Raw genomic sequence first — 6,000 nt, forward strand, 5'->3', positions numbered from 1 at the left:
GGGTGTCGGCGGTCTCGCCGCTCTGGCTGATGACGAACAACGCGTCCTCCGGGCCGATCACCGGACTGCGGTAGCGGAATTCCGAGGCATAGTCCACCTCCACCGGGATCCGGGCCATCTGCTCCAGCATGTACTTGCCGGCCAGGGCCGCGTGCCAGGAGGTGCCGCAGGCGGTGATGATGATCCTTTTGGCATTGACCAGCCGGTCCATCACCGGCAGCAGACCGCCCAGATGGGCATTTCCCTCTTCCACCCGCAAACGCCCCCGCAGGCAGTTAAGAATGGATTCCGGCTGTTCGTAGATCTCCTTGAGCATGAAATGGTCGTAACCGCCCTTCTCGATCTGGGCCAGGGACAATGTGATCTGCTCCACCTGTTTTACCACCTCCTGGTCCCGGATGGTCTTGATGGTGCAGGCCTCCTTGGTGATGCAGGCGATCTCGTCATCATTTAAGTAGACCACCTGCCGGGTGTGCTCCACCAGGGCCGAGGCGTCGGAGGCGATGTAATTCTGGCCCTCGCCCAGCCCGATCACGATGGGGCTGCCGCGGCGGGCGGCGATGATCTTGTCGGGCTCTTTCTGTGATATCACCAGGATCCCGAAGGTGCCCTCCACCTCCAGCAGGGCATAGCGCACCGCGGTGCAAAGGTCGCCGGTCTTCTTCAGCATCTCCTCTATCAGATGCACCAGCACCTCGGTGTCGGTGGCGGTCTTGATGACGTGGCCGTCCTGGATCAGCTTTTTCTTGATGGTGGCGTAGTTCTCGATGATCCCGTTGTGGATCAGGGCGATGGTGCCGCTGCAGTCCACATGGGGATGGGCATTAAGGTCGCTGGGCTCGCCGTGGGTGGCCCACCGGGTATGGCCGATGCCCAGCCCGGAGTCCAGGTCCTGGCCCTGCAGCAAGTGTTCCAGATCACTGACCTTGCCGGCCTTCTTCTTGACCACCAGCCTGCCGTCCTTGATCAGGGCCACCCCGGCCGAGTCATAGCCCCGGTATTCCAGGCGCTTTAGGCCCTCCAGCAAGACCGGCAGTGCCTTGCCCCCGCCGATGTATCCCACTATTCCGCACATAATATTTTTTGTAGAGCTTTATGGATTTAATTGTTGTTTCCCCTTGGACCGGGGCGGTTCAAAAATCTTGACCTTCAGCGTGAATGGATCTCCTTTAAAAGGTAGGGGTTGACGCCATAACCCAGCTCCTTAGCCTGGTCGAGATGTATCCGGGCGGAGTGATAATCTTTGCTATAATAATAGGCGATCCCCAGATTATTGTGCGCTTCGGCGTTGTTCACGTCCAGCGACACTGCCCTTTCAAAGTCTTGGATGGCAAGATCAAACTGGTTCAAAGCACCATAGGCAGCCCCCCGGCTGTTATAGGCCTCCACATACCCGGAGTCTATCAACAAAGCCCGGTCATAATCTGCGATGGCCAGCGTATATTTTTTTGTGGCGTTGAATAAATTCCCCCGGTTAAGGTATATGCTTTTGTAGCCGGGATTTATTTCCAGGGCTTTCCGGTAATCGGCCAGAGCAGGATCGTAAAGGCCTTTTGCCTGATAAGCATTCCCCCGGTTGTTGTATGCTATATCCGCAGAGGGATATGAGCGCAATACATCGCTCCACAGGCTGACGCTGTCCTTCCATACCCGGCACCTTTGGAAAGTCATCCAACCCAATGATGAAAAATACAGAATGCCCGCCAGAGTTACGGCCGCCCTTAATGTCCTCCCTGCTGCAGATCCGGGATACAGCTTTCGGGCGGCCCAGGCTGCGACCGTTATCAGCCCCAAGATCGGGATATATACATACCGGTCTGCCGCCATAGCCTGGCCGAACGGGACGATCTTGAGCACCGGGAGGATCAGCAGCCCGAAGAATGTCAGCCCCCAGATTCCAAGCCCTTTCCCCATTTTCCGGATATAGGCGGCGGCAATTCCAAGAACCAGGCCCGAGGCCAGCACCAGATAGAACACCCGGCTTAAGGCCTGGCCCTGGGGCTGGGGGACGGGATAAAAGGAGGACAGCGAAAATGGCAACGCGATCTTGTAAACATAAAAGACCAAGCCCTGGCAGGCCAGTAAAATTGAATCTCCCAGGGTATCCAGCCCCACCGCTCCGACGGCATTGTCCCTGCGCTGGGTGATCAGGGCCAAAACGCCGAACAGCAGGGAAACAAGGAAATACGGAAGCTTATTTAATATGCTTTTGCCGGTAAGCCCCCTGTTTTTTGCATGATCGGTAAAGAACAACAACACCGGCATCATCAGGGCAAAAGGCTTTGCCAGCATGGAGGCTAAAAAAAGGCCCAGAGAAGCCGCGTAATATCCCCTGGAGTCATCGGCCAGATGCCTTAGATAAAAAAGCAGCGAAGACAAGAACAAAAAACCGGACAAGGCGCCTTTCAGTTCGGAGACCCAGGCCACTGTCTCAACATGCATCGGGTGAATGCCAAACAACAAGGCGGTCAGGAATGCCCCCCTGTCGCTTAAACCCCAGGCCAGCATTATCCGGAAAACAACCAGACAGGAAGCCAGATGAAGCAGCAGGCTGGCCAGGTGATAACCAAATGGGTTCAGGGCGTATATCTTGTAGACCAACCCGTATGCCAAAAGCGTCAATGGATGGTACAGGCCCCAAACCGAAAAGGTCTCAAAGATGCGGGCAAGGCCCTTAAATGACAGGTCCCTGATCAGCGGATTTTCCAGCACCAATCCCGGATCATCCCAATTGGTGAACCCGTTGCCAAGGACCGGCCAAAATACTGCTGCGGTTGCCGCCACCAACAGGACGGACAATATCAGCCGGCTTTTCAATGGTCTTGTCTTGACCGTTTCCATCCCGTTATTCATATTGCTGATTGGGCAGGATGGTTCACCCCTATCCTGTACCGGTTAATCTTTTGACATCCATGATCAAAGCACCGGCCTTGGCCGCGGTTTGGGCCTCGGCTATAACCCGTACTATCGGCTCGGTGCCCGAAGACCGGACATGCACCCAGGAATCCTGGAATAAGACCTTCACTCCGTCGCTGGCATCCATCTTCTGCCCGGTATATTTCTTCTTTACCAAAGCCAGAAGTTTTGCAGGCTCTTTCACCTCCAGCGTTTCCTTGATCATGGCGTATACCGGCAGTTCTCCGGCCAGTTGGCTGATGCTCTGGCCGCTTTGAGCCATTAGTTGCAGTATCAATGCCATCCCGGCGGTGGCGTCGCGGCCGTAGTTCAGCGCCGGGATTATGATGCCGCCGTTGCCCTCTCCGCCGATCACGGCCCGGCTCTTTTTCATGGCGCTGACCACGTTGGCCTCGCCGATGGCGGTGCGGATGACTTTGATCCCGAATTTTTCCGAGACATCCTCCACCATCCGGCTGGTGGAAAGGTTGGTCACCACCGGGCCTTTTTTGTTCTGGAGCATGAACATCACCGCCAGGGCCAGGGAATATTCCTCGCCCAGGGCTTTTCCCTGGCCGGAGACTATGGACAGCCGGTCCACGTCGGCATCGGTGGCAAAGCCGATGTCGGCTTTGTGTTTTTTGACCGCGGCTTCCAGCGCTTTGAGGTTCTTGGCCTGGGGCTCGATGGGCCTGGGGAAGTCGCCGTTGGTCTCGGGATAAAGCGAGATCACCTGACAGCCCAGCTTCTTCAGCAGCAATTCAAAGATCGGGCCCCCGGCCCCGTGGCAGGTGTCGGTGACCACCTTGTATCTTTGTTTCCTGATCAAGGGCAGGTTCAGGAACGGAAGATCAAGTATTCTTTGGACATGGTCCTCGATGGCCGTCTGGTAACGGAATGAGAAACCCAGATCATCGAAGCCCAGGTATCTCTGCTGCTTGTCCTGAAAAAGCGAGATCACCTTCCGGCCCTGCTGTTGGCTCAGGAAGATGCCCTCGCCGGAGACGAACTTCAGGGCGTTCCACTGGGGCGGGTTGTGGCTGGCGGTGATGGCAATGCCGCCCCTGGCCCCCAGCTCCCGGACCATCAGCTGGACGGTGGGGGTGGGAACTATCCCGATCTTGATCACATCGCAGCCGACGGACTGCAAAGCCGCCTCCACCGCCGATTCCAGCATCGGCCCGGAATGGCGGGAGTCTCGTCCCACTACGATCCGCCCCTGTCCGCAGAAGGTGCCGAAGGCCGCGGCGAAGCCGGAGACATTCTCCGGGGTCAGGCTTTGGCCCACTATTCCCCGGATCCCGGCCACGCTGATCATCAGTTTGTCATGAGAGGTCAAAATATACCGCCTGTCGTTTTATGTTTTTTTCATCACCAGGTAAGCCAGGGGAAACCTGCCGTCGATCTTTTCATCCTTGATGATCGTGAAACCGTTGTTTTGTAAAAAGACCTTAAGCCCGTCCACGCTCCATTTATTGACGACCCTGAAACCGCTCAAGGCCCCCGCCACGCTGGCGATGATCCGGCTCTTCATATTTTCCCCCACGCAAAAGGTCGGGGCGATGAAGATCCCGCCGGGCTTCAATATCCTCCCGACCTCATTTACCGGCTTCTCCGGTTCATACAGCAGGTGCAGCAGGTTGGATGCGATCACTATGTCAAAAGAACCGTCGGGGATCATCAGGCGGTAACAATCCTGGACCTGAAAGTCAATGTTCCCTATGCCCAGATCCTTTTGCTTTTGTTTGGCAATGCGGATCATCTCGGGCGATATATCCGAGGCGGTTATGGATGAGACTTTAGTGCAAAGGGCAAAAGACAGTATCCCGGTCCCGGTGCCGATCTCCAGCACAGTCTGGTCTTTTTTCAACTCGGCGCTGATCTTATCAAGAATGATGCCGTATGTCTTGCTGACCGTGTTCTTTATGAATGAGTCGTAGGTTCCGGCGAACTTATCCCAGAACTTGGTCTCTTTGATCTGTCTGCTGTTCATGCTGTCAATGAGGTCAGGTTGGTGATTGTGTTGTGGAGCCGCTGACCCCGCCAGGGCGGGGCGAGGTAAAAGCCAAGCATGGAGCCGCTGACCGGAATCGAACCGGTGACCTACGCTTTACGAGAGCGTCGCTCTACCAACTGAGCTACAGCGGCCTGGATGTGCTATCTTGTTGTGCTGGGCTTCCCTGCGTCCCGCCCTGAGCAGTGCCGAAGGGAGCTACAGCGGCATTTATTTACCCACTAAATGCACGAAAAACGTTAAACCCTTTTCGTGTTTTTTAGTGGGCGATGGTCTCCCTGTCTTTTCGTAATTTTAACATCAAACCAGCCGTGATTGCAAATAAAATGATGCCCAAGCTGATCCACTGATTATTGGTCAAACCAAAACTCCATCTTTGAGACTGCTCGTAGATCCGGAACTGGTCGCTGGCGAAGCGCCATATCCCGTAAAGCAAAAAGAGCAGGCAGAGGGAAAAGCCGGGGAACTTTCGCCTGTTCCGCAGGGACCACAGCAGGCCGAAGGCGGCAAAACCAAACAGGGCCTCGTAAAGCTGGGTGGGATGCACCGGGCAGCCCGAAGTCAATCCGGCCGCGCCGTTGGCCGGGAAAGTGACCGCCCAGGGTAGGCTGCTTGGTTTGCCGAAACAACAGCCGTTAAGAAAACAGCCGATCCGGCCCAGACCCAGGCCCATGGCAAATCCTGGCGCCGCAATGTCGGCTATGGTCCAGAATGATATCTTCCGCACCCGGCAATAGGCCACCGCCGTCAAGGTCCCCAGGATGAACCCGCCGTAAAAGGTCAGCCCCCCCTCCCACACCGCCAAAGCCTGCCAGGGGTTTGAAGAGTATTCGTTCCAGTGGGTGGCCACGTACATCAGCCGGGAACCAATGACCGAGCCGGCCATGATGAACACGCCCAGGTCCACGATCAGGTTCTTGTCCAGCCCGATTTTCTTGGCCTGCAGTTCCATCAGCCAGATCCCGGCCAAAAAGGCCAGGGCCAGCATCAACCCGTAACTGTGCAGGGTCAGGGATCCAATTTTAAAAATGTCTGGAAGCATATATTAGCGTTTACTGTTTACTGTTTACTGTTTAGTGTTCCCTGCGATT

General features: G+C 55.9%; 5 protein-coding genes and 1 tRNA gene. All 6 read right to left on the reverse strand.

From position 1 onward, the window contains the following. Positions 1-1,075: glutamine--fructose-6-phosphate transaminase (isomerizing) (glmS, locus tag Q7U71_03255; GenBank protein MDO9390773.1), on the reverse strand; the 1,075-nt coding region annotated here is incomplete at its 3' end. Positions 1,076-1,149: 74 nt separating this feature from the next. Then, the gene (locus tag Q7U71_03260) at positions 1,150-2,853 is read right to left on the reverse strand and encodes a tetratricopeptide repeat protein (protein MDO9390774.1); all 1,704 of its coding nucleotides are present in this window, start codon (positions 2,851-2,853) and stop codon (positions 1,150-1,152) included. Between the two features lie 28 nt (positions 2,854-2,881). Beyond that, positions 2,882-4,234 carry a phosphoglucosamine mutase gene (glmM, locus tag Q7U71_03265; GenBank protein MDO9390775.1) on the reverse strand — a complete coding sequence of 451 codons (1,353 nt, stop codon included), beginning with the start codon at positions 4,232-4,234 and terminating at the stop codon, positions 2,882-2,884. Between the two features lie 18 nt (positions 4,235-4,252). Next, on the reverse strand, positions 4,253-4,888 hold the full coding sequence (locus Q7U71_03270; protein MDO9390776.1) for a class I SAM-dependent methyltransferase: 636 nt from the start codon (positions 4,886-4,888) through the stop codon (positions 4,253-4,255). Between the two features lie 79 nt (positions 4,889-4,967). Then, positions 4,968-5,043: transfer RNA gene (locus Q7U71_03275), tRNA-Thr, on the reverse strand. Between the two features lie 125 nt (positions 5,044-5,168). After that, positions 5,169-5,951 carry a prolipoprotein diacylglyceryl transferase gene (gene lgt, locus Q7U71_03280; GenBank protein MDO9390777.1) on the reverse strand — a complete coding sequence of 261 codons (783 nt, stop codon included), beginning with the start codon at positions 5,949-5,951 and terminating at the stop codon, positions 5,169-5,171. Positions 5,952-6,000 lie beyond the last annotated feature (49 nt).

The organism is bacterium, assembly GCA_030655055.1.
Classification (GTDB): domain Bacteria; phylum Edwardsbacteria; class AC1; order AC1; family EtOH8; genus UBA5202.

What these genes read in the sequence shown, in the direction of transcription:
- Q7U71_03260 (MDO9390774.1), bottom strand. Translation starts at nt 2,853, where the DNA reads ATGAATAACGGGATGGAAACGGTCAAGACAAGACCATTGAAAAGCCGG.
- Q7U71_03270 (MDO9390776.1), bottom strand. Translation starts at nt 4,888, where the DNA reads ATGAACAGCAGACAGATCAAAGAGACCAAGTTCTGGGATAAGTTCGCC.
- lgt (MDO9390777.1), bottom strand. Translation starts at nt 5,951, where the DNA reads ATGCTTCCAGACATTTTTAAAATTGGATCCCTGACCCTGCACAGTTAC.